This is a genomic window from Amycolatopsis anabasis (genome assembly GCF_009765355.1).
In the GTDB taxonomy this organism is placed as follows: Bacteria; Actinomycetota; Actinomycetes; order Mycobacteriales; family Pseudonocardiaceae; genus Amycolatopsis; species Amycolatopsis anabasis.
The window spans coordinates 384,728-406,554 of the sequence record NZ_VTHK01000004.1; the positions used below are offsets into that span (position 1 = coordinate 384,728).

Consider the following 21,827-nt stretch of genomic DNA (forward strand, 5'->3'; position numbering starts at 1 on the left):
GCCAGCTACGGTTTCCGCCGTGGAGGGGATTCTCGCGGACCTGCAGGCGCACTGGCAGGTGTACGCCACGATGCCCTTCATCGCGGCCCTGATCGGGTACGTCACCAAGCGCGTGGCGATCGAGATGATGTTCAAACCGGTCGAGTTCGTCGGCATCCGGCCGTTCTTCGGCTGGCAGGGCGTGCTGCCCGCCAACGCGGAACGGATGGCCGCGACCGCGACCGAGATGCTGACCAGCAACCTCGTCGATCCGAACGAGATCTTCGCGCGCCTGGACCCCGATCAGGTCGCGAAGGAGATCGAGGAGCCGCTGCTGCGGGTGGTCGAGGACATCACGCGCGAGGTGATGGAGCAGTACCAGCCCCGGCTGTGGGAGGCGCTGCCCACCGGCGCGCAGCAGCTGCTGCTGAAACGGGTCCAGACCGAATCGCCCAAGGTCATCGCGAAGATCATGCGCGAGATCTCGCACAACATCGACGACGTGCTGGACCTCAAGCACATGGTGGTGACCAACCTGGTCCGGGACAAGGCGCTGCTGAACCGCCTGATCCGGGACATCTCCCGGCCGGAGATGCGGTTCATCGCGCGGTCCGGGATCGTGTTCGGGTTCTACCTCGGCGTGGTGCAGCTGCTGGTGTGGGCGCTGACGAAGTCGCCGTACGTGCTGCCCGCGTTCGGCCTGATGATCGGCTGGTTCACCGACTGGCTCGCGCTGAAGATGATCTTCCTGCCGCGCGAGCCGAAGGTGTTCCTCGGCTGCTACACCTGGCAGGGCGTGTTCCAGAAGCGGCGGCACCAGGTGGCCGCCGACTACGGCGACATGATCGCCCGCGAGATCATCACCATCCCGAACCTGCTGGAGGAGATCCTGCGGGGGCCGAAGGCGGACCGGCTGTTCGAGATGATCAGCCGCGAGGTGCGGCGGACCATCGACGCGCAGGCCAGCATCGTCAAACCGTTCGTCGCCATGGCGGTCGGCTCGCGGCGGTTCCAGGAGATGAAGCAGGCCGCGGCGGCGAAGGCGGCCGAGCGGGTGCCGGAGACCATCCGGCACGCCGAGGACTACGCGATCAACGCCCTCGACGTGCGGAACACGATCGTGGACCGGATGCGGCGGCTGTCCCCGGTGGAGTTCGAGGGCCTGCTGCGCCCGGCGTTCCGGCAGGACGAGTGGAAGCTGATCGCGGTCGGCGCGGTGATCGGCGGGCTGGTCGGGGAGTTGCAGGTCCTGCTCCTGCTGCACTGACAGGCGCAACAAATGTGGCTTTCGGCGCGTCCCACACACCTAATGCGGCGTTCGGTGCGCGCGTGAAGGCGACGAACGGTGCGCAGGATGCTCGTGGGGCAACCGGTGCCGCTGCGCCGGTACCGCGAGGACACCAATGCGGCATTGGGGGCGTTGAAGGTACCTAATGCCGCATTGGGTACCCACGAACCTGCTCCTGCTGCACTGATCAAGCCCAGATACGGTTTGCGCACCGGATCCGGAGGTGGTGTGTGGACGCGGTGCTCGACGACTTCGCCCGGCACTGGCCGCTGTACACCGCGATCCCGTTCATCGCCGCGCTGATCGGGTACGTGACCAAGCGCGTCGCGATCGAGATGATGTTCCGCCCGCTGGAGTTCGTCGGGATCAAGGGCACGTTCCTCGGCTGGCAGGGCGTGGTGCCCCGGCACGGCGGCCGGATGGCGGCGGTCGCCACCGATCTGCTCGCGTCGAACCTGCTCGACCTCAAGGAGGTCTTCGCCCGGATCGACCCGGACCGGCTCACCCGGGAGATCGAGCAGCCGCTGCTGCGCGCGGTCGACGACATCGCGCGGGACGTGCTCGCCGAGCACCACCCGCGCATGTGGGAACTGCTGCCCACGATGGCGCAGGAGTTGATCGTCAAGCAGATCCAGGCGCAGTCCCCGCGGCTGGTCCGGCAACTGCTCGACGAGCTCCGGGAGAACCTGGACGAGGTGCTCGACGTCCGGGACATGACCGTGCGGAACCTGACCCGGGACAAGGCGCTGCTGGTCAAACTGGTGCGCGAGACGTCCCGCCCGGAGATGGCGTTCATCGCGCGGTGCGGGATCTACTTCGGCTTCGGGCTCGGGATCGCGCAGGCGGTGGTCTGGGCGCTGACCAAGGAGCCGTGGGTGCTGCCGATCTTCGGCGGCTGCATCGGCCTGTTCACCGACTGGCTGGCGATCAAGCTGATCTTCGTGCCGCGGGAGCCGGTGCGGTTGTACCGGTTCACCTGGCAGGGCAAGTTCCAGCGGCGGCGGGCGGAGGTGGCGCGGCAGTACGGCGAGATCATCTCCCGGGACGTGCTGACCGTGCCGAACCTGCTGGACGCGCTCCTGAGCGGGCCGCGCTCGGACCGGCTGCTGGCGATGGTGCGGCGGATGGTCGCCCAGGCCGTCGACGAGCAGGCCAGCCTGGCCCGGCCGCTGGTCGCGGTCACCGCGGGCGGGGACCTGATGCGGGAGATGAAGCAGGCCGCGGCGGTCAAGGCGATGCGGCGGTTCCCGGACACCGTGCGGCACGCGACCGGGTACCTGACCGAGGCCATGGACGTGGCGAACATGATCGAAGAACGCATGCTGAACCTGACGCCGGTCGAGTACGAGGGCCTGCTCCGGCCCGCCTTCCGTCAGGACGAGTGGAAACTCGTCGCGGTCGGCGGCGTGATCGGCTTCCTGGTCGGCGAGCTGCAGGTCCTGCTCATGCTGCACTGACCGCGGCCGGGGCAGGGGCTCGGGACGCCACCTTGGTGCGGCGGTAGGCGATGAAGCGGCAGACCAGGTAGATGGTGAACGAGATCGCGGTGACGAACGCGCTCGGCGGCGCGGACGGGGCCAGCGACAGCACGATCCCGCCCAGCCCGGCGACCTCGGCGAAGACGATCGCCAGCAGGGTCGCCCGCCACGGGCTCGCGGTCACCCGGGCGGCCGCGGCGGCCGGGGTCACCATGAGCGCCACCACGAGCAGCGCGCCGACGACCTTCACCCCGAGCGCGGTGGCGATCCCGACGAGCACCGCGAACACCGGGGACAGCACGGCGACCGGCACGCCCCGGGCCACCGCGACGCTCGAGTCGACGCTGGCGAACAGCAGCGGCCGGTAGATCAGCGCGAGCACCACCAGCACGACCACCGCGGCCACCACGAGCACGGTCAGATCGGTCGGTTCGATCGACACGAGCTGGCCGACCAGGATGCCGAACTTGTTCGACGCCCGGCCGGGATAGAACCAGAGCAGCAGCACCCCGAGGCCGAGCCCGAACGACAGGATCGCGCCGATCACCGAATCGCGGTCGGATTCCCGCCCGCCGAGCAGGCCGAGCAGCAGCGCGGCCACCACGGCGCCGGCCAGCGCGCCGTACTCGATCCCGACGCCGAGCAGCAGCGCGCCCGCCGCGCCGGTGAACGCCAGCTCGGCGGTGCCGTGCACGGCGAACGACATGCGCCGCATCACGATCAGCGGGCCGAGCAGGCCCGCGACCAGCCCGACGATCGCCGCGGCGATCAGCGCGGTCTGCACGAAATCGAGTTCGAGCAGCTTCCCGGTCTGCCCGAAGTCGAACAGCTTGTCCATGAACGCCCTTAACCCAGGTCAGGAGACCCGTGCTTCGAGATGGTGCGGTTCGTCCTCGCACAGCGCGCTCTGCGCACCGGCGATGTGGATCTGCCCGCCGATCCGGATGACCTCGACCTTCGTCCGGTACAGCTCGGACAGCGTCTCCGAGGTCATCACCTCATCCGGTGTGCCGATCCGGAACTGGCCGTTGACCAGGTACAGCACTCTGTCCACAAAGGACAAGATCGGATTCAGCTCATGCGTGACGAACAGCACCGCGGTGTTCGCCCGGCGCCGCCGCGCGTCGATCAGCTCGCTGACCGCCCGCTGGTGCGCGAGGTCGAGCGACAGCAGCGGCTCGTCGCACAGCAGCACGTCCGGCTCGCCGACCAGCGCCTGCGCCACCCGCAGCCGCTGCTGCTCACCGCCGGAGAGCCGGCCGACCGGCGACTTCGCGTACGACTCGGCGCCGACCGAGGCGATGGCCGCGGCCACCCGGCGGCGGCGCTCGCCGATCCCGCGCAGGCCGATCCCCCAGCGGTGCCCGTCCAGGCCGAGCCCGACCAGATCGGTGCCGCGCAGCGTGAGGCCCTCCTGCATCGCGCGCTGCTGCGGGATGTACCCGATCCGCTCGTTGGCCTCGCCCGGCCGCGCGCCCGCGAGTCGCACCGAACCCGACGACAGCGGCTGCAGGCCGAGCAGGACCTTCATCAAACTGGTCTTTCCCGAGCCGTTCGGCCCCAGCACAGCAAGGAACTCACCGGGCTCGACGTCGAGGTCGAGCCCGGACCACAGCGTCCGCGTGCCGAACGACAGCCCGGCGCCGCGAATCTCAACGGCGGGCTCAGCCACCCAGCGCTCCGGCCAACGCGTCCACTTCCTTGCTCATCCAGGCAATGTAATCCGTTACTCCGGCCGGCAGCGTCTCGGATACGTCAACCACCGGCAGCCCGACATTCTTAGCGCTGCTCACGATCTGCTCGGTCACCGGGGTGGTGGTCTGCACGTTGTTGACCACGGCCTTGACCTGCTTGCCCGCGACGAGCTGCTTCACCTGGTCCAGCGCGCCGGCCGGGACGTCGGTCTCCTCCTCGATCGCCTCGGAGAACTCGTCCGGGGTCGCGTCGTCGACCTTCGCGGTCCGCAGCAGGTAGTCCGCGATCGGCTCGGTGGCGACCACCTTGGTGTCCGGGTGCGCGGCGCCGATCTGCTCGGCCTTCTTCTGCACCTCGCCGACCTTGGCCTTGAACGCGTTCGCGTTGTCGGTGAACGCCTGCTTCGCGTCCGGTTTCAGCTCGCCGAGCTGGGCGGCGACCTGATCGGCCACCTTCTGCACGGCGGCCAGGCTGTACCAGACGTGCTCGTTCTCGTCGCCGGTCGCGGCGATGTCGTAGGCGACCAGCTTGCGCGCGCCCGGCGCCTGGTCGGTGAGCTTGGTGAAGAAGTCGTCGTAGCCGCCGCCGTTGCCCAGGGTGAGCTTGGCGTTCTGCGCGGCGAGGCCGTCCTCGGAGGTGGTCTCGTAGGAGTGCGGGTCGCCCGACTCGCCGATGATCGACTTGACCTCGACCTGGTCCCCGCCGACCGCGGTCAGCACGCTGCCCCAGACGTTGGTGGAGGCCACGGTCTTGATCTTGTCGCCGCCCTGCGGGGCGGTTCCGCCGTCGCCGCCGTTGCCGCAACCGGCAACGCCGAGGGTCAGCGCGGCCGCGGCGGAGATGGTGGTGAGCAGGCGCCACGCAGCACGAGAACTCATCTGGGCACTCCTGGAAGTCAGTTCGGAACGCTTAGTATAGCTAATGGAAATCATTTTCGAATGCACTCTACCCCACTCGATGTCGTGAAACCCGATCTGGTTACGCGTGACTTAACGCATAGTTGCGGCACGCCTGATACGGCAGTCGTGGGGCGTTGCTTCTGGATTACGTTCTGAACCGTTACGGTCTCCCCATGGGACGTCCTATACGCACCAGAAGGCAGGCGACCCTGGCGTCGCTGGCCGCCGAACTGGGCGTGTCCAGGACCACGGTGTCGAACGCCTACAACCGCCCGGACCAGCTGTCCCCGGAGCTGCGGCGCCGGGTACTGGAGACCGCGCGGCGGCTCGGCTACCCCGGCCCGGACCCGGTCGCGAGATCACTGCGCACGCGCAAGGCGGGCGCGGTCGGCCTCCTGCTCACCGAGAACCTGTCCTACGCCTTCCGCGACCCGGCCGCCGTCGGCGTGCTCGAGGGGCTCGCGCTCGCCTGCGAGGACGCGGGCGTCGGGCTGCACCTGGTCCCGGCCAGTCCCGGCCGCGAGGACGTGGCCGCGGTGCACCGCGCCGGGGTGGACGGTTTCGTGGTCTATTCGGTGCCGGACGACGATCCGCACCTGGCCGCGGTGCTCTCCCGCCCGGTGCCCACGGTGATCATCGACCAGCCGCGGCTCGAGGGCGTGGACCGGGTCGGCCCGGACGACGCCGCCGCGATCACCGGCCTGGCCAACCACCTCATCGAACTCGGGCACCGGCAGATCGGCGTGGTCTGCATGCGGCTGGCCCGCGAGCGCAACGACGACTTCGTGCCGCTCACCCGTCAGCGGGAGGCGCACTACCACGTGCAGCGCACCCGGCTGGGCGCGCTGGCCGCGGCGTTCGAATCGGCCGGCGTGGACTGGGCGACCGTGCCGGTCGTGGAGCGCTTCGACCACACCGTCGACGACGGCGCCTCCGCCGCGCGGCAGCTGCTGGACGCCCATCCGCAGGTCACCGCGGTGATCTGCACCTCGGACATCCTCGCGCTCGGCGCGCTGGCCGAGGCCAACCGGCGCGGCCTGCGGGTCCCGGCCGACCTCACGGTGACCGGGTTCGACGGCATCGCCGAAGCGGAACGCGCCGGGCTGACGACCGTGCACCAGCCGGTGCTGGACAAGGGCAAGGCGGCCGGCAAGCTGCTGCTCGCGTCGGCCGAACGGGTCACCCCCAAGGTCATCACCCTGCCCACCGAGCTGCGGATCGGCACCACCTCGGCGGCCCCGCGCACGGCGGAGGAGCAGTGGTTCGGCCCGTGACATGGTGAGATCTGCAACGATTCACCAATCTTGATTGCCCCTCGGCGGGACACCAGGTCCAATAGAACGACTTGACAGTTCGCCGGAGGGTGGCCGTGATGACCGCGATCGACGTACTGCTGAAGCGCAACCAGGAGCTGGGCAACGTGGTCCCCGGGGACCGCTCCTCGCCCCAGCCGTCCCTGCACGTGGCGATTCTGACCTGCATGGACGCCCGGATCCGGGTCTTCGAGATCTTCGGGCTCATCCAGGGCGAGTCGCACATCCTGCGCAACGCGGGCGGGGTGGTGACCGACGACATGATCCGCTCGCTGGCGCTGAGCCAGCGCAAGCTCGGCACCCGCGAGGTGCTGATCGTGCAGCACACCAACTGCGGGTTGTCGCTGGTCACCGAGGACGAATTCAAGGACGAGCTGGAAGACGCCACCGGCGTGCGGCCGACCTGGGCGGTCGAGGCGTTCCGGGAGGTCGAGGACAGCGTCCGCCGGTCGGTGCGGCGGGTGCGGCGCAGTGACTTCCTGCCGCACACGGACAACGTCCGGGGTTTCGTTTACGACGTCCACACAGGCACCCTCACCGAAGTGGAGTGAGCCCGGCGGTGCTTGAATTAGCGGGATGTCCATCGACACGGATACCCTGATCGACTGGTTCGACACGAACGGGCGGGATCTGCCCTGGCGGCGCCCGGAATGCACGGCCTGGGGCGTGCTGGTCAGCGAGATCATGCTGCAGCAGACCCCGGTCGCCCGGGTCGAGCCGATTTGGCACGAATGGATGATTCGCTGGCCGGTCCCGTCCGCGCTGGCCGCCGCGAGCCAGGGCGAGGTGCTGCGCGCGTGGGGCAAGCTCGGCTACCCGCGCCGTGCCCTGCGCCTGCACTCCGCCGCGACGGCGATCGCCGGTAAGCACGGGGACGTGGTGCCCGCGGACGTCGACGCCCTGCTCGCGCTGCCCGGCATCGGCGCGTACACCGCCCGCGCGGTCGCCGCCTTCGCCTACGGCAAACGCGCGCCGGTGGTGGATACGAACGTCCGGCGCGCGGTGGCCCGCGCGGTGCACGGCGCCGGGGACGCGGGGCCGCCGTCGACCGGCCGCGACATGGCCGACGTGGCGGCGCTGCTGCCCGCGAACGAGGCCCTCGCCGCCCGGTTCTCCGCGGCGCTGATGGAACTCGGCGCGCTGATCTGCACGGCCCGGGTGCCGCGCTGCGCGGACTGCCCGCTGCACGGCGACTGCGCGTGGCAGCGCAACGGGCGCCCGGAATACGCCGGTCCCGCCAAACCGGTGCAGCGGTACGCGGGCACGGATCGCCAGGTGCGGGGCAAGCTCCTCGACGTGCTGCGCGGCACCGCGGAACCGGTGGACAAGGCGCGGCTGGACATCGTCTGGAACGAGCCGGGCCAGCGGGATCGCTGCCTGGACTCGCTGCTGGTCGACGGGCTGGTCGAGCAGACCCCGGACGGGCGGTTCGCGCTTCCCGGCGAGCACCGCTGAAGCGCGCCGTACCGCTGAACGGCCTAATTCGGTCTACGCTAAGTGTTTTCCCACTTCTAACAATCTTCCACAATGAGCAACGAAAGTTCGTTAGCTGTTGTCTGATTGTGGGGAAGCGATTAGCGTCTCCTGCCACACCCTGCGCATAACCGAAATTTCGCCATCAAACCGATCTGGGTGGTGCGGGCGATCGCGTACCCACCCCGTTGTCGAGGGAGATCGAAAATGGCTGCTTCACCAGGCTTCGACCGGCGTGCCCTGCTCAAAGGCGGCCTGACCGTGACCGCCGTGGGCGCCCTGGGCGCGTTCGGCACGGCGCGGGCCGACGCATCGGTCGCCGCGCCGGAGATCTACGGCACCGGGGACTGGGGCGCCCGCCCGCCGAGCGGCGCGATCACCGTGGAGAACCACAAGCCGACCTACATCGTCGTGCACCACACGGTGGAGCCGGGCAACAGCGAGGATTACTCGAAAGAGCGCGCCTTCCAGATCTCGCGGGACATTCAGAACTTCCACATGAACACCCGGGGCTGGATCGACACCGGGCAGCAGTTCACCAACAGCCGGGGCGGGTTCGTCACCGAGGGGCGGCACCGCAGCCTGGAGATCCTGCGCGGCGGCACGCAGCACGTGCAGGGCGCGAATGTGGCCAACCACAACAGCGAGGTCATCGGGATCGAGAACGAGGGCCTGTACAGCACGGTCGACGTGCCGCGGGCACTGTGGGATTCGCTGGTGAAACTGGTCGCCTACATCGCGAGCCAGTACGGCATCCCGCCGGAGAACATCAAGGGGCACCGCGACTTCAACTCGACCGAGTGCCCGGGCCAGGTGCTCTACGACCGGCTGCCCGAACTGCGCCAGGCGGTCGGCGGCGCGCTGGGCCGGAGCGTGGCCGCTCCGCTCGAATGGCCGCTGCTCAAGCCCGGCGACACCGGCCGGAAAGTCCTTGCGGCCCAGCATCTCCTGCGCGCCCGGGGAGCGCGGTCGGTCCCGGCCGACGGCGTGTTCGGACCGTCCACACGCGACGCCGTGAGCGCGCTCGCGGCGGCTCACGGGCTGACCGGGCACACCTGTTACGCGGCCGCGCACGCCGACGAGACCGGGTTCCTCGGCGCCGACATCTGGCCGCTCATCACGCCCTCGGTGCGGCCGGGGACCGGGGACGAGGCGGCCCGCGCGGCGGGCGCCCTGGTGGAGGCCACCGGAACCCGGGTGACGGGCGTCCTCACCCCGCGGACGTGGCAGGAACTCCTCGCCTCCTGACCGGTGCCTATCGGGCGAGGACCTCCGAAAGGAACGCCTCGACGGCGCCCCGGTACTCCTCGGGGGCTTCGTCGTGCACGACGTGCCCGGCGCCCGCGACGATCAGGTGGCGGCCGCCGCCCGGCACCCGGGCGGCCAGTTCGGCCTGCTGGCCGGGCGGCATCGCCGTGTGCTCGCCCTCGATGGCCAGCAGCGGGCATTTCACACCGTCCACATAGGACCAGTAGGCGCGCACGCCCCATTCCGTGGCGATCTCGTAGAGGTTCTCCAGATCGGCGGCGAGGTGGAACCCGTCCTCCCGCTCGACGACGCATTCGGTGAAGTAGTCGCCCAGCGGCGCGAAGAACGCCCGAACGTGCGCGAGCGACTGGAACGGCACCGGCCACGAGTCGAAGTAGGCCCGCCACGCGTCCACGGTCCTGCCGCGCTGGTCCGGCGCGATGTCCTCGCACACCACGGCCCGGACGAGCTCGGGATGGGTCGCCGCGAGCCCCCACGCGTGCAGGCCGCCCATCGAATGCCCGATCACCACGACCGGCCCCTCGTCCAGCTCCCGCACGAAGGCGGCCAGATCGGCGACGAACCGCTCGGTGTGCCACGGCCCCTCGGCCGGACCGCGCCCGTGGCCCCGCGCGTCGATCCCGACCACGTGCCCGTAGCGGACCAGCCACTGGGCGACCGACCACCACGTCCGCGCCCGCCCCATGAGCCCGTGCAGCAGCAGGATCGGCGGGCCCTCGCCGCCGAAGTCCACGACATCGGTACGCCTCGACAACCTAAGCTCCCTACTCATGCGCAGCCGTACGCCCAGAGCCGCCGCCGTCTGCGGCCTGGTCTCGATCATTATCGGCTGCTCCCCCGGCAGTTCCGCGCCGCCGGATCCGAAGGTGCCCGTCCCCGGCGCCCCGGGGGCGGGCGACGCCTACTACCCGAACGACGGCAACGGCGGCTACGACGTCCTCGACTACCACGTCACGATCGGCTTCGACCCGGCGAAGCAGCACCTCGACGGCGACACCGCGGTCACCGCGCGGGCGGCGCACGCCCTGGCCCGGCTGAACCTCGATCTGCGCGGGCTGGACGTCGGTTCGGCCGAGGTGAACGGCAAACCGGCCGCGTTCACCCGCGAGAACGCCGAACTCGTGCTCATCCCGGCCGAACCGGTCCCGGCGGGGAGCACGTTCACCGCCCGGATCCGCTACTCCGGCACCCCGGGCGCCGACACCTCGGGCCCGCTGGGCGCGACCGGATGGAGCCGCTCGGCCGCCGGTGGGGCGTACGCGGTCGGCGAGCCGCGGTCGGCGTCCTTCTGGTACCCGGTGAACGAGACGCCCCGGGACAAGGCCGCCTTCCACCTCACCGCCCGGGTGCCCGACGGCTGGTCGGTGGTGTCCATCGGGCGCGAGGAGGGCACCTCGTCCGCGGACGGCTGGACGACGTCGTCCTGGTCCGAACCGACGCCGGTGGCGTCCTACCTGACCACGATCGCCGTCGACCGGTTCACCTTCGACCGGTCCGCGCTGCCCGGCGGCATCCCGGTGCTGAGCGCCTACGCGCCGGGCGCCGAGCCGCGGCGGGAGATCGGTTCCCGGGTCGGCGAGGTCGTCGAGTTCCTGGCCGGGCGGTTCGGGCCGTACCCGCAGAGCGCGGCGGGCGGGATCTACCTGAACGAGTCCCTCGGTTTCTCGCTGGAGACGCAGGGGCGGCCGGTCTACGCGAAATGGGCCGACCTGCCGACCGTGGTGCACGAGATCGCGCACCAGTGGTACGGGAACTCGGTCTCGGTGTGGTCGTGGGCGGACGTCTGCCTCAACGAATGCCTGGCCAGTTACGCCCAGTGGCTGTGGGCGGAGGGGAAGGAGGCCGACGACCTCGACGCCCGGTACCGCCGGGCGCTGGACAAGGTGCGCGACGACCGGGAGTTCTGGTCGCACAAGCTCTTCGACATGGGGCCGGGGCACGAGTTCGAAGGCGTGTACGACAAGGGAATCCTGGCCGTGCACGCGCTGCGCAGGAAGATCGGCGAGGACGCGTTCAACCGCGTGCTGCGCGAATGGCCCGCCGCGCACCGGAACGGGAACGCCTCGTGGCCGGAGTTCGAACGGTTCGTCACCGGGATTTCCGGCGGTGACCTCGGCGGGTTCTTCGAGATCTGGTTCCACGGCGACGAGATCCCGCCGGACGCGGATCTCTACCCCGGTGCGCTGCACCCGTGAGGTTCAGGATTTCCGGCAGGACTTGATCGGGAGGTCGGCGCGCACCGTGCCGGACCGTTCGGTCGTGCTCACGCGTCCGAACGGCGCGACGTTCTCACTCCACGATTCCGCTTGATCATTCTCTGTTATTTCAACTGTCTTGTTCTCTACCTAGCCCCTAGGTAGAGTTCTAGGTATGGCCGGTCCCCGGATGACATTGCCCACCCAGCTGGTGCTGCACACGCTGCTCGAAGATCCCGTGCGGGAGCTGTACGGGTTGGAGATCTGCGCCGCGGCCGGGCTGCCCAGCGGCACGATCCACCCGATCCTCGCCCGGCTGGAGAAGGCGGGCTGGCTGGAGAGCCGCTGGGAGGAGGTCGATCCGAGCGAGCGGGGACGGCCGCGGCGGCGGTACTACCGGCTCGACCCGAACAACATCGCATCGGTGCGGGCGGCGCTGCACCGGGCGGGCGCATCGGCGCAGGCGCTGAACCGCCTCCGCCCCGGCCTCGCCGGAGGTGCCCGATGATCGCGAAAACCAACAGCGATACCGAACTCCGTGCTGCTCGGCCGAGCGAGCAGATAATCCCCGACTACCTGGCCGACGCACTCGAGTGGCTTGCACACCGCATGACCCGAAGCGGCCGAGACACCTTACTCAGCAAGCTGCTCACCCATTACAGCGAGCTCCTCATCGACATCGCGCGAGCCATTCGAGAACCAGATCCGCGTCTTGCCGCCGCGCGGTCACGACGGGTCGCCTCGGAAGGCGGCGAAAGCGCGCTCCTCGGCTGGGTGATCCGGCTGCTGCCCGCGCACGAGCGGAGCCGGTATCGGGAGGAGATCTCCGCCGAGTTGTACGACCTGCGCGATGAACCGCGCCGCCTCCGGATCGCCTATACGCTACGCCTGTGCACGCGGGCGTTCGGCCTGCGGCGGGCCCTCCGCCAGCCGGTCCCGGAGCGGATGCGGTGACCGCGCCGCCGGGTGGGCTGCTGGGTTACGTCCTCGACGACGAGGATCGGACCCGCCGCGCCCGTTCCCTGCTCTACCCGATCGCGTTCATCCTCCTCGCGGTCGCCGCGCTCGTCGTCCACTCACCGGCGCTCGGAGCCGCGGTCGGCGGGGTTGGGGGCCTGGTCGCCGGGATCCGGCGGTGGTGCGGGCGCAAGGCCGTACCCTGACGACATGGCAGTCGTGAAGATCAACACCATCGAGGTCCCCGAAGGCGCCGGTCCCGAACTGGAGAAGCGGTTCGCCGCCCGGCTCGCCTCGCTCGACGGTCAGCCCGGGTTCCTCGGGTTCGAGTTGCTCCGCCCGGTCGCCGGGGAGACCCGCTACTTCGTGTACTCCCGCTGGGAAACCGACGAGGACTTCCAGAACTGGCAGGCCGGCGGGTCGAAGGAAGCGCACGGCGGCGGTGGCGAGCGGAAACCGGTCGGGACCGGGGCCGGGGTGCTGGAGTTCGAGGTCGTGCTGAGCAGCACGCCGAAGGGCGAGTGAGCGAACTCGCCCGCGCCGCGGAGCTGATCGCCGGGGCGGACGCGTTGCTCGTCTGCGCCGGCGCCGGGATGGGGGTCGATTCCGGCCTGCCCGATTTCCGCGGCGCCGAAGGATTCTGGCGGGCATATCCGCCGTATGCCCGGCTCGGCCTGAACTTCGCCGAGGTCGCCGATCCGCGGCACTTCCGCGCCGATCCGCACCTCGCCTGGGGTTTCTACGGCCACCGCCTGGCGCTGTACCGGAAAACCGTGCCACACCAAGGTTTTCACCTGCTCCGGGAGTGGGGTTCCCGGCTTCCCGGCGGGGTGCGCGTGTTCACCTCCAACGTCGACGGGCAGTTCCAGGTCGCCGGATTCGAGCAGGTGGCCGAATGCCACGGTTCGATCCACCACCTGCAGTGCGTCGAGCCGTGCTCGGACGACGTCTGGCCCGCCGACGACCTCGAAGTCCTGGTCGACGAGGACTCGATGCGCGCGCTGCCGCCGCTGCCCGCCTGCCGGAACTGCGGCGGGCTCGCGCGCCCCAACATCCTCATGTTCGGCGACTTCGACTGGGTGCCGCACCGCGGCCAGGCCCAGCTCGACGCGCTCACCGCCTGGCGCCGCGACCACCGGAACCTGGTGGTGGTCGAACTCGGCGCCGGGCTCGCGGTGCCGACCGTGCGCCGGTACGCCGAACTGGCGAGCGCCGCGACCGGCGCGCTCATCCGGATCAACCCCCGCGAGCCGGAAATCCGCCACAACCGGGGCATCTCGCTCCCGATGAACGCCCTGGCCGCCCTCTCCGCCCTGGCCACCCATCTCCCGGACGGCGACGCCCGCACTTAGTCGACAAAGTGCGACCCCTCAGGACGTACGGGTGGGGATGGTGAGATCGGCGTAGACGGCCGCGTGGTCGCTGCCGGGGAGGTCGAACACCTGGTAGTCGTTGACCGCGGACCGATCGTCGGCGAGGACGTGGTCGATGGTCACCGGCGGCGGGAAGATCCCGTCCGGCCAGGTCGGGATGAACCCCGCGCCGCGTTCGGACCCGGCGTCGGCGTAGCCCGCGTCGAGCAGGTCCCGCAGCTGGGCGTGGTCGAGGGTGGCGTTGAAATCCCCCGCCAGGACGCGCACCGGCAGGTCCGCGGTCGGCTCGGGCAACCCGCGCAGCGCGGACTTCCACTCCGGCGGGGACATCGTGGGCGGCAGCGGATGCACGGCGACGATCTCCACGCTCGCGCCGTCGCCCAGGTCCACCCGGGCGCTCGGCTGCTGGAGCCGGGACGGTTTCGCCAGCGACAGTTCGGTGAGCGGATGCCGGGACACGATCCCGGAACCGGAGCCACCCGGTTCGGCGCGCAGCACGCGGTGCGGCAGCAGGGTGAACAGGCCCGCCTCGGTGAGCGCGTTCACCGAGCGCGGCGTCAGCTCCAGCAGGTTCAGCACGTCGACCTCGTGCGTGCGCACCAGGTCGACGATCGTCTTCGCGTCGGCCTGACCGACGTGCAGGTTCGCGGCGAGCACGCGCAGCGGCCGCCCACCCGCCGGGGCGGGCTGGTCCGCGGGGACCAGGCGCGGCACGACCGCGATCGTGAGCGACACGGCGAGCAACGTCACCACCGCGCCGATCCACCAGCGCCGCAGCAGGAGGGCGAGCACGCCGAGCACCAGCCCCGCGGCGGTGGCATAGGGCGTCAGCGCGAGGGCCGAGGCGGTGTAGGTGTTGCCGTCGATGCCGGTCAGGCGCAGGGCTCCGAGCACCGCGAACGGCACGGCGAGCAGCACGAAAACGCCGGTGACCAGGCGTTTCCGCAGCGGGTGCGCGGGCGGGGCCTCGGTTTTCAGTCCCATGTGGACCAGTCTGCCTGACAGCGGGTGCCAGGCGCTGACAGCGCGCTGTGCGGGGGTTACCAGGTCCACCGGCCATCGTCGTGGGTGTTCACGAGGGAGGAACCATGTCTCATGCGATCCGGGCCGAGGGCCTGGTCAAACGCTACGGCGACACCGTCGCGCTGGACGGGGTCGACCTGGAGGTGCCGGCCGGGAAGGTGGTCGGCGTGCTGGGGCCCAATGGGGCCGGGAAGACCACCGCCGTCCGCATCCTCGCCACCCTGTTGCGCCCGGACGCCGGGCACGCCACGGTCGGCGGCTACGACGTGCTGAAGGACCCGGTGCGGGTGCGCGGCCTGATCGGGCTCACCGGCCAGTACGCCTCGGTCGACGAGGACCTCAGCGGCACTGAGAACCTGGTGCTGATCGGCCGCCTGCTGGACCTTTCCCGATCGGGCGCCAAGGCGCGGGCGGCGGAACTGCTGGAGCGGTTCGAGCTCACCGAGGCCGCGGGGCGGCCGATCCGGACCTACTCCGGCGGGATGCGCCGCCGCCTGGACCTCGCGGCGAGCCTGGTCGGCCGCCCGCACGTGCTGTACCTGGACGAACCGACCACCGGGCTCGACCCGCATGCCCGCAACGAGGTGTGGCAGGTGGTGCGCAGCCTGGTCGCCGAGGGGTCGACCGTGCTGCTCACCACCCAGTACCTGGAGGAAGCCGACCAGCTGGCCGACCGGATCACCGTGTTCGACCACGGCCGGGTCGTCGCCGACGGCCGCGCCGACGAGCTCAAGCGGCGAACCGGCGGGCAGACGCTGCAGGTGCGCCCGACCGCACTCGCCGATCTGGACGCGGCGGCCCGGATCCTCGCCGACCTGACCGGGATGGCGCCGACCCGGGACGACGACACCGGGCTGCTCACCGCGCCGGTGTCCGATCCGGTCCTGCTGTCCACATTGGTCCGGAGGCTGGACGAGGCCGGGATCACCGCGGACGAGCTCGCGCTGCGACTGCCCAGCCTGGACGAGGTCTTCCTCGCCCTCACCGGTCACTCCACAAAGGACAGCGCGGCCGCGGACGATGACAGGGTGAGGAGCCTGGTATGACCACGATGACACTCGACGCGGCTCCCGCGCGGCCGCTGCACATCGGCCCGGCCAAGGCCCTGAAGCACGGGCTTTCCCTTGGCTGGCGCGGAATTCTCAAGATCCGCAAGAATCCCGAGCAGCTGATGGACGTGACGATCGCGCCCATCCTGTTCCTGCTCATGTTCGTGTACATCTTCGGCGTCGCGATCTCCGGCAGCACCGGTTCCTACCTGCAGATGGTCGTTCCCGGAATCATGGTCATGAACATCATGCAGGCCAGCATGACCATCGGGGTCTCGCTGAACACCGACGCGAGCAAGGGCGTGTTCGACCGGTTTCGGAGCATGCCGATCGCCCGGTCGGCGCCGCTGGTCGGCGCCGTGTTCGCCGACGTGGTGCGCTACCTGGTGTGCCTGGTCGTGCTGCTCGTGGTGGCCATGATCATGGGCTACCGGCTGCAGACCGGCGCCGCGTCGCTGGTGGTCGGCGTCGCCCTGCTGGTCCTGTTCGGACTGTGCTTCTGCTGGATGGCGGTGTTCGTCGGCATGCTGCTGAAGACCCCGGGCGCGGTGCAGGGCCTGATGGTCGCGTTCATCCTGCCGCTCAACTTCGGCAGCAACGTCTTCGTGCCGAGCGACCGGATGCCGGGCTGGCTGCAGGCGTGGTCGGACATCAGCCCGGTGAGCCTGACCGCCAACGCCCTGCGCGGGCTGATGAACGGCGGCGAAGTCGCCGGGCCGCTGTTCGGGGCGCTGGGCTGGATGGCCGCGCTGGTCGTGGTGTTCTTCCCGCTCGCCATGTGGGCCTACCGCCGACGGACGAGCTGACCGGGGAAAGGGGAGTCGTGAGTGGTCAGGGCCGGGACAGCCCTGACCACTCACGACAGTCGCACGAGAACGGCCGCGACCGCGTCCTCTTTGGACATCGAAGCGCCTTCGCGGTAGGCCGCCCGGTAGGCGGGCTCGCCGAGTTCGGCGATCAGCTCGCCGATCAGCTCGCGCAGTTCCGGATTGCCCCTGTCGAAGGCGCCGCGGATCGACTCGCTCATTCCCAGCGTCCGTGCCGCGGCCAGGAAATCGCCCTCCAGCCGGAACAGCCGCGCGGCGTTTTCCACCGGCACCGCGGTGTCCGGCATGTCCCGCCGCTCGCTGGCCACCCGGATCGCCGTGGGCAGTTCGGCGCGCGCCCCGGCCAGGTCGCCCTCGGAGAGCAGCAGCGAGGCTCGCGCGGTGGCGATCCACTCCCGCGCCACCGCACTCGGCAGCTTCGCCGAACCGGCGATGGTTTCCAGCCGCGCCAGGTAGCGGCGCGCCTTCGCGAAATCACCCGCCAGCCGGGCCAGTTCGATCAGGCCGAAGGTCACCACGGCCTCCATCTCCGCGGTGCCGCCGTCGGCGAGGAGCCGTTCCGCCGCCCGGACGTCCCGCGCCGCCCCGTCGAGGTCACCGGCGCGCATGCGCTGAATGGCCACGTGCACCAGGTGCTGGCTGACGTCGTCCCGCGCACCGAGTTCGGCGGAGAGCGCGAGCCCCCGCTCGTAGGCGGCGATCGCGGACACGTGGTCGCCTTCCAGCGACTGGCCCTCGGCCAGCATCGCCAGGGTTATCGCCAAGCCCCAGCGGTCCCCCAGTTCCTCGAACCGGCGCAGCGACTCGGCCCGTGCCCGCTGCGCCCCGGCCAGGTCGCCGCGATCGGCGTGGAGCAGCCCGTCGACCCAGTACGCGCAGGCCCGCGCCCACGGATCGGCGTGGTCGTGCGCGCGGGCCAGTTCCCGCGCGGCCAGTTCCTGGTCCCGGACCATGAAGGCCAGCATCGGCAGCCCGATCGCGAGCACCGAGTAGTGGTCGCACGCGCCGGTGCGCACGCATTCGTCGATCAGCGGGCGCAACCGGTTCCGCTCCAACGTGCCCGGAAAATTGGTGGTGAGGCCGCGGACCGCGGCGAACGCGGCGTGGGCGTGGGCGGGAATCCGGTCACCGAACCGCAGGATCTCGTCCACGAACAGCAGCGGCTGCTCGTCGAACCCGCGCACCGCCCAGTACCAGAACAGCGCGCCGGTGAGCCGGTACGCGGTGTCGGCGTCCTCGGTGTCGATGGCCCGGCGCAGCGCGGACAGCATGTTGTCGTGCTCGGCGTCGAAGACCGCCATCGCCCGCAGCTGCTCACCGGTCCGCAGCAACGGCTCGTTCTCCTCGGCGAGATCGAGGAAATAGGCGCCGAACCGCCCGGTCACCGCGGCTTCCTCGCCCGCTTCGGCGAGTCGTTCGTCCGCGAACGCCCGGATGGTCTCCAGCATCCGGTACCGCGGATCCGGGCTGCTTTGGGCGTCCACAATGGACTTCTCCACCAGCGAGCCGAGCACGTAGAGCACGTCCTCGGCCGGCAGCAGCTCGTCCGCGCAGATCGCCTCGATCGCGGAAAGCGAAGCGCCGCTGGGAAAGACGGCGAGTCTTCGGGCGAGCACCGATTCGGCGTCGTCGAGCAGGTCCCAGCTCCACTCGACCACCGCGCGCAAGGTCCGCTGGCGCGGCAGCGCGGACCGGCTACCCGAGGTGAGCAGGCGGAACCGGTCGTCCAGGCGCTGGACGATCTGCGGCGCGCTCATCGACCGCAGCCGCGCGGCGGCGAGTTCGAGGGCGAGCGGCATCCCGTCCAACCGGCGGCAGATGTCCACCACGGAATCCACGCACGACTCGTCGAGGACGAACCGCGGCTGGACGGCGGTCGCCCGGTCCACGAACAGGCGCACCGCCGAGGTGCCGGTGGCCGCGGCGACATCGGGCTTACCGGTCGGCACCTCCAGCGGGCCGAGCGGGCACAGCGCCTCCCCGGTGATCGCCAGGGGTTCCCGGCTGGTGGCCAGCAGGCGCAGCTCGGGCACCCGGCCGAGCAGCTCGTGCGCGAGCGCGGCCGCGGCCTCGACGACGTGCTCGCAGTTGTCCAGCACCAGCACCGATTCCCCGGGACCGAGCAGTTCGGCGATGCGCTCGAGCGCCTCGACCGGTTGGCGGGGCACCGGTTTCTCGCCCATCCGCAGGTCCCCCCGCGAACCGAGCGCGCCGAGCACCGCGCTCGGCACGTCGCCGGCGTCGCGGACCCCGGCCAGCGGGACGAACCACACCCGCCCGCGCTCGTGCGCGCGGTGGCGGGCGGCGGTCTCCACGGCCAGCCGGGTCTTCCCGGCTCCGCCCGGTCCGACCAGCGTGACCAGCCGGGAGCCGCTCATCAGCTCGGCGAGCAGTTTCAGCTCGTCGTCCCGGCCGACGAAACTGGTCAGCCGGACCGGCAGGTGCTCGGCGGCGCGTTCGGCCCGGGCCGGGCCGGTCAGCTCGCCGCGCAGCACCGCGAGGTGGATCTCCTGAAGTTCGGCGGACGGGTCGACGCCGAGTTCACCGGCCAGCGTGGCGCGGATCCGCTCGTAGACCGCGAGCGCCTCGGACTGGCGGCCCGCCGCGGCCAGGGCCCGCATCCGGAGCCCGGCCAGGCGCTCGCGCAGTGGCTGCTCGGCGCCGCTCGCCTCCAGATCGGCGAGGACCTCGGCGTGCCGCCCGAGCCGCAGTTCCGCCTCGAACCGGTCCTCGGCCACGCCCGCCCGCAGATCCTCCAGCCGGGCGGCGGGCGCGGCGGCGAACGGCGCGTCGCGCACGTCGGCCAGCGCGTCGCCCCGCCAGAGGCCGAGCGCCTCGCCGAGCGTCCCGGCCGCCGCCGCGTCGCGGCCCGCGGCCAGGTCCCGGCGCCCGCGCGCGGCGAGGGTTTCGAACCGGTGCGCGTCGATCCGTTCGGCGTCGAGCGCGAGCTGGTACCCGCCGGCCACCGAATCCAGCGTGCCGTGGCCGCGCAGCGCCTTGCGCAGCCGGGAAACCAGCGACTGGAGGGCGTTCGCGGAGTCGGCGGGCGGTTCGGCGCCCCACAGATCGCTCACCAGGGTTTCCGCGGACACCGCACGCCCGGCGTCCAGCGCCAGCCGGGCCAGCAGCATGCGGAGGCGGACACCGCCGATGTCGATCGGGGCGCCGTCGTCAGCGTGTGCCCGCACTGGGCCGAGCAGACCTATCCGCACCGGTCCCAGCTTTCCAGAATCCGGCCCCGGACGTGCGGCACCACCGGAAGGCTGGATTCTTCGGACAAATGTCCCATTTCCCGGCGAGGGCTTTGGTTGAACGCGATACGTTCCGGCGGGAGAGGCGCATACCGGCATCCGATGGGAGTCTTCATGGCCAGAACAACCCACCACGTACGCCGCGTGACCCTGCTCGCGGCGGCCGTGCTCGCCGGGGTCGCCGTCGGCGCCCCGGCCGCCGAGGCCGCGCCGTCGGCGTCCCCGGGCAGCGACGGGGCGGGGGACGCCTACTACCCGCAGGACGGCAACGGGGGCTACGACGTCGCCGACTACAACCTGAAGGTCGGCTACGACCCCGCCTCGCACGACCTCACCGGCACCCAGGTGATCACCGCGCGGGCGACGCAGGGGCTGAGCTCGTTCAACCTCGACCTCAACGGGCTCACCGTGGATTCGGTGCGGGTGAACGGCGCCGCGGCGAAGTTCGCCCGCACCGGCGAGCACGAACTCGTGATCACCCCGGACCGCCCGCTGCGGCGCGGGCAGCGGTTCACCGCCGAGATCGCCTACCACGGCAAACCGGCGCCGATCCAGGACCCGCGGCTCGGCCCGAACGGCTGGCAGTACTCCGCTAACGGCGGCGCGTTCGTCGCCGGGGAGCCGCATTCGGCGACGACCTGGTACCCGGTCAACGACACGCCGAAGGACAAGGCGACCTTCCACCTGGCGATCACCGTGCCGGACGAATGGGGCGTGATCGCCAACGGACGCGAGCGCGGGACGAGCAAGACCGAGCGAGGCACCACGCACGTGTGGGCCGAGGAGACCCCGGCGGTCCCGTACATGACCACGGTCGCGATCGACAAATGGGAGTTCTCGCGGGGCAGGCTCGCGAACGGCACGCCGGTGGTGAGCGCGTTCGCGCCCGGCACCTCGGCGGCGACCAAGGCCGCCGAGGCCCGGCTGCCGGAGATCATCGACTTCCTGTCGTCGAAGTTCGGCCCGTACCCGGTGGACGCGGCGGGCGGGATCTTCCTCGCCGAGCCGATCGGGTTCTCGCTGGAGACGCTGAGCCGGCCGATCTACTCCGGCCGGGCGGGCAACATCCAGACGATCGTGCACGAGAACGCGCACCAGTGGTGGGGCGACTCGGTGGCGGTGGACGACTGGAAGGACGTCTGCCTCAACGAATGCTTCGCCTCCTACGCGCAGTGGCTGTGGTCGGAGGCCAAGGACGGGCAGAACCTGGACGACCGGTACCGGACCCAGGTGAAGCAGGTCAACGACCGGTTCTGGGCCGGGAAGCTGTACGACATGGGGCCGGGCAACGAGTTCACCTCGGTGTACAGCAAGGGCCCGCTCGCGCTGCACGCGCTGCGGCACCAGATCGGCGAGCGGGCGTTCAACCTGGTGCTGCGGCTGTGGCCGACCCTGCACCGCGACGGCAACGCGAACCTGCCCGAGTTCCAGAAGTTCACCGAGCGGGTGGCGCACCAGAACTTGCAGGGCTTCTTCGACGCCTGGTTCTACGGCAACGCCAAACCCGCCGACCAGTACCTCTACCCCGGGAACCTCAAACCCTGATCCCCGGGCCGGGAACTTTCATGAGGGGACCCCTCCGGACAGATTTCGTCTGGAGGGGTCCCCTCATGACATCGGGATCCGTGGTCGGGACGTCAGTCCGATTCGGCTTCGCCGGAGTCGTCGCCACCGGAGGCGCCGACGCTGACCGGCGGGACGTCCGGGACGGCGGAGGGCTTGGCTTCACCGCGGAAGGTGAAGTGGGCCTTGTCGTCC

21 protein-coding genes are annotated in these 21,827 nt (G+C 70.7%); 15 read left to right on the forward strand and 6 right to left on the reverse strand.

Going from position 1 to position 21,827, the window contains the following annotated elements; translation table 11 throughout:
* Window positions 1–70 precede the first annotated feature (70 nt).
* Together FXO23_RS08015 and FXO23_RS08020 are read left to right on the forward strand one after the other, a co-directional pair.
* On the forward strand, window positions 71–1,246 hold the full coding sequence (locus FXO23_RS08015) for a DUF445 family protein (protein WP_158882489.1): 1,176 nt from the start codon (window positions 71–73) through the stop codon (window positions 1,244–1,246).
* A 251-nt stretch (window positions 1,247–1,497) separates the two neighbouring features.
* A complete protein-coding gene (locus FXO23_RS08020) occupies window positions 1,498–2,724 on the forward strand; it encodes a DUF445 domain-containing protein (RefSeq protein ID WP_158882363.1) in 1,227 nt (408 codons plus the stop codon).
* Here the strand turns inward: FXO23_RS08020 and FXO23_RS08025 are convergent.
* Genes FXO23_RS08025 through FXO23_RS08035 form a run of 3 tightly spaced genes read right to left on the reverse strand, consistent with a single transcriptional unit; the run spans window position 2,711 to window position 5,318 of the window.
* Window positions 2,711–3,583, reverse strand: a complete 873-nt coding sequence (locus tag FXO23_RS08025; protein ID WP_158882365.1) for a metal ABC transporter permease — start codon at window positions 3,581–3,583, stop codon at window positions 2,711–2,713. The two genes, FXO23_RS08020 and FXO23_RS08025, sit on opposite strands and share 14 nt — an antisense overlap.
* Before the next feature lie 18 nt (window positions 3,584–3,601).
* Window positions 3,602–4,417, reverse strand: coding sequence for a metal ABC transporter ATP-binding protein (locus FXO23_RS08030; RefSeq protein ID WP_158882367.1), 816 nt, complete (start codon window positions 4,415–4,417; stop codon window positions 3,602–3,604).
* Window positions 4,410–5,318: a metal ABC transporter solute-binding protein, Zn/Mn family gene (locus FXO23_RS08035; protein WP_158882369.1), complete on the reverse strand. Its 909-nt coding sequence runs from the start codon at window positions 5,316–5,318 to the stop codon at window positions 4,410–4,412. The genes FXO23_RS08030 and FXO23_RS08035 overlap by 8 nt, the downstream gene beginning before the upstream one ends.
* A 194-nt stretch (window positions 5,319–5,512) precedes the next feature.
* Here FXO23_RS08035 and FXO23_RS08040 point away from each other — a divergent pair, with 194 nt between their 5' ends.
* The 4 genes from FXO23_RS08040 to FXO23_RS08055 all read left to right on the forward strand — a co-directional run bounded on the left by FXO23_RS08040 (window position 5,513) and on the right by FXO23_RS08055 (window position 9,373).
* Window positions 5,513–6,613, forward strand: coding sequence for a LacI family DNA-binding transcriptional regulator (locus FXO23_RS08040; protein ID WP_158882371.1), 1,101 nt, complete (start codon window positions 5,513–5,515; stop codon window positions 6,611–6,613).
* Between the two features lie 98 nt (window positions 6,614–6,711).
* The gene (locus FXO23_RS08045) at window positions 6,712–7,203 is read left to right on the forward strand and encodes a beta-class carbonic anhydrase (RefSeq protein WP_158882373.1); all 492 of its coding nucleotides are present in this window, start codon (window positions 6,712–6,714) and stop codon (window positions 7,201–7,203) included.
* A gap of 25 nt (window positions 7,204–7,228) precedes the next feature.
* Window positions 7,229–8,107, forward strand: coding sequence for an HhH-GPD family protein (locus tag FXO23_RS08050; RefSeq protein ID WP_158882375.1), 879 nt, complete (start codon window positions 7,229–7,231; stop codon window positions 8,105–8,107).
* A gap of 225 nt (window positions 8,108–8,332) precedes the next feature.
* A complete protein-coding gene (locus FXO23_RS08055; RefSeq protein WP_158882377.1) occupies window positions 8,333–9,373 on the forward strand; it encodes a peptidoglycan recognition protein family protein in 1,041 nt (346 codons plus the stop codon).
* Window positions 9,374–9,380: 7 nt separating this feature from the next.
* Here the strand turns inward: FXO23_RS08055 and FXO23_RS08060 are convergent, their stop codons facing one another.
* The gene (locus FXO23_RS08060) at window positions 9,381–10,148 is read right to left on the reverse strand and encodes an alpha/beta fold hydrolase (protein WP_425484848.1); all 768 of its coding nucleotides are present in this window, start codon (window positions 10,146–10,148) and stop codon (window positions 9,381–9,383) included.
* 16 nt (window positions 10,149–10,164) lie between these two features.
* Between FXO23_RS08060 and FXO23_RS08065 the strand changes: the two genes are divergently transcribed.
* The 6 genes from FXO23_RS08065 (at window position 10,165) to FXO23_RS08090 (ending at window position 13,898) form a co-directional block, all read left to right on the forward strand.
* Window positions 10,165–11,589, forward strand: a complete 1,425-nt coding sequence (locus FXO23_RS08065) for a M1 family metallopeptidase (RefSeq protein ID WP_158882381.1) — start codon at window positions 10,165–10,167, stop codon at window positions 11,587–11,589.
* A gap of 175 nt (window positions 11,590–11,764) precedes the next feature.
* Window positions 11,765–12,097 carry a PadR family transcriptional regulator gene (locus tag FXO23_RS08070; RefSeq protein WP_246257011.1) on the forward strand — a complete coding sequence of 111 codons (333 nt, stop codon included), beginning with the start codon at window positions 11,765–11,767 and terminating at the stop codon, window positions 12,095–12,097.
* Window positions 12,094–12,543: a hypothetical protein gene (locus FXO23_RS08075; protein WP_158882383.1), complete on the forward strand. Its 450-nt coding sequence runs from the start codon at window positions 12,094–12,096 to the stop codon at window positions 12,541–12,543. Before FXO23_RS08070 ends, FXO23_RS08075 begins: the two co-directional genes overlap by 4 nt.
* Complete coding sequence (locus FXO23_RS08080; protein ID WP_158882385.1) at window positions 12,540–12,752, forward strand: hypothetical protein; 213 nt, start codon at window positions 12,540–12,542, stop codon at window positions 12,750–12,752. The genes FXO23_RS08075 and FXO23_RS08080 overlap by 4 nt, the downstream gene beginning before the upstream one ends.
* A gap of 4 nt (window positions 12,753–12,756) precedes the next feature.
* Window positions 12,757–13,071: an antibiotic biosynthesis monooxygenase family protein gene (locus FXO23_RS08085; protein WP_158882387.1), complete on the forward strand. Its 315-nt coding sequence runs from the start codon at window positions 12,757–12,759 to the stop codon at window positions 13,069–13,071.
* Window positions 13,068–13,898: an SIR2 family NAD-dependent protein deacylase gene (locus FXO23_RS08090; RefSeq protein WP_158882389.1), complete on the forward strand. Its 831-nt coding sequence runs from the start codon at window positions 13,068–13,070 to the stop codon at window positions 13,896–13,898. Before FXO23_RS08085 ends, FXO23_RS08090 begins: the two co-directional genes overlap by 4 nt.
* Before the next feature lie 18 nt (window positions 13,899–13,916).
* Here the strand turns inward: FXO23_RS08090 and FXO23_RS08095 are convergent, their stop codons facing one another.
* Window positions 13,917–14,903, reverse strand: coding sequence for an endonuclease/exonuclease/phosphatase family protein (locus tag FXO23_RS08095; RefSeq protein ID WP_158882391.1), 987 nt, complete (start codon window positions 14,901–14,903; stop codon window positions 13,917–13,919).
* Window positions 14,904–15,007: 104 nt separating this feature from the next.
* Here FXO23_RS08095 and FXO23_RS08100 point away from each other — a divergent pair, with 104 nt between their 5' ends.
* Window positions 15,008–15,988, forward strand: a complete 981-nt coding sequence (locus tag FXO23_RS08100) for an ATP-binding cassette domain-containing protein (protein ID WP_158882393.1) — start codon at window positions 15,008–15,010, stop codon at window positions 15,986–15,988.
* Window positions 15,985–16,797 (forward strand): ABC transporter permease, encoded by an 813-nt coding sequence (locus tag FXO23_RS08105; RefSeq protein ID WP_158882395.1) that lies wholly within the window; start codon window positions 15,985–15,987, stop codon window positions 16,795–16,797. Before FXO23_RS08100 ends, FXO23_RS08105 begins: the two co-directional genes overlap by 4 nt.
* A gap of 50 nt (window positions 16,798–16,847) precedes the next feature.
* Here FXO23_RS08105 and FXO23_RS08110 read toward each other — a convergent pair whose 3' ends face one another.
* Entirely contained in the window at window positions 16,848–20,030 is a 3,183-nt protein-coding gene (locus FXO23_RS08110) for an AfsR/SARP family transcriptional regulator (protein WP_158882397.1), read from the reverse strand.
* A gap of 153 nt (window positions 20,031–20,183) precedes the next feature.
* Here FXO23_RS08110 and FXO23_RS08115 point away from each other — a divergent pair, with 153 nt between their 5' ends.
* Window positions 20,184–21,614 carry a M1 family metallopeptidase gene (locus tag FXO23_RS08115; RefSeq protein WP_158882399.1) on the forward strand — a complete coding sequence of 477 codons (1,431 nt, stop codon included), beginning with the start codon at window positions 20,184–20,186 and terminating at the stop codon, window positions 21,612–21,614.
* The last annotated feature ends 213 nt before the right edge of the window (window positions 21,615–21,827 follow it).